Origin of the sequence: Metabacillus herbersteinensis (genome assembly GCF_042433335.1) — a bacterium.
GTDB classification, from domain to species: domain Bacteria; phylum Bacillota; class Bacilli; order Bacillales; family Bacillaceae; genus Metabacillus; species Metabacillus herbersteinensis.
Genome location: NZ_JBHLVO010000096.1, coordinates 1 through 695, shown reverse-complemented (window position 1 = coordinate 695; position 695 = coordinate 1). Strand labels below are relative to the sequence as shown.

The window sequence follows — 695 nt, the reverse complement described above, 5'->3', positions numbered from 1 at the left end:
AACTAAACCAGCTAATAGTTTGTCAACATTTTTCAATAAAAACTTAAAGTATTTCATGCTAAACTAAATTTAGGCATGCCAAATAACCTTCCAATATTTTGTTTTTGGAAAGTTTGGGCGGTTTAGTTATATTTTTAAATTAGGCTAGATCTTGGAAAGCTAATTTGCTTTTTAAAAGTGCATAAATCCATTGTAAAAGTTTATTTGCACATGCTATCACAGCTACTTTAAAGGGCTTTCCTTCTTCACGTTTCTTGTCATAAAACTCTCGTAATCGCTTGTTACGAGGAATAATTTCATCTGTCGTTTTCTTCTTTCGACAATCACGAATGGCACATTTAACGGCCATATACAAGGCGTGTCGTAGTCTACTAGAACCTCGTTTGGTAATTCGATTTAGAGTACCTTTGAATGTACCAAATTCAAAGACACTTGGATCAATTCCTGTAAATGCAACTAGTTTCTTAGGATGATTAAACCGATCAATTTCCCCAATCTCAGAAATAATCGTGGCAGCGATTTTTTTACCGATTCCGGGGATAGATTGGATAATTTTATATTCTTCAATACTTTTCGCTAAAGCATCTATCTCATCTTTAAGCTTGGATAGATGTTTTTTGTATTCAAGAAGCATATTAATATACATATCTAAGCTTAAAGAAAGGCTATGATATAAGGTTTTCTGAAACGGGTTT

The 695-nt window shown here is 32.9% G+C and carries 1 protein-coding gene; it reads right to left on the bottom strand.

The genetic code is table 11. From position 1 onward, the window contains the following. Nucleotides 1–139 precede the first annotated feature (139 nt). Nucleotides 140–695: IS110 family RNA-guided transposase (locus ACFFIX_RS27845; RefSeq protein ID WP_378939906.1), on the bottom strand; the 556-nt coding region annotated here is incomplete at its 5' end.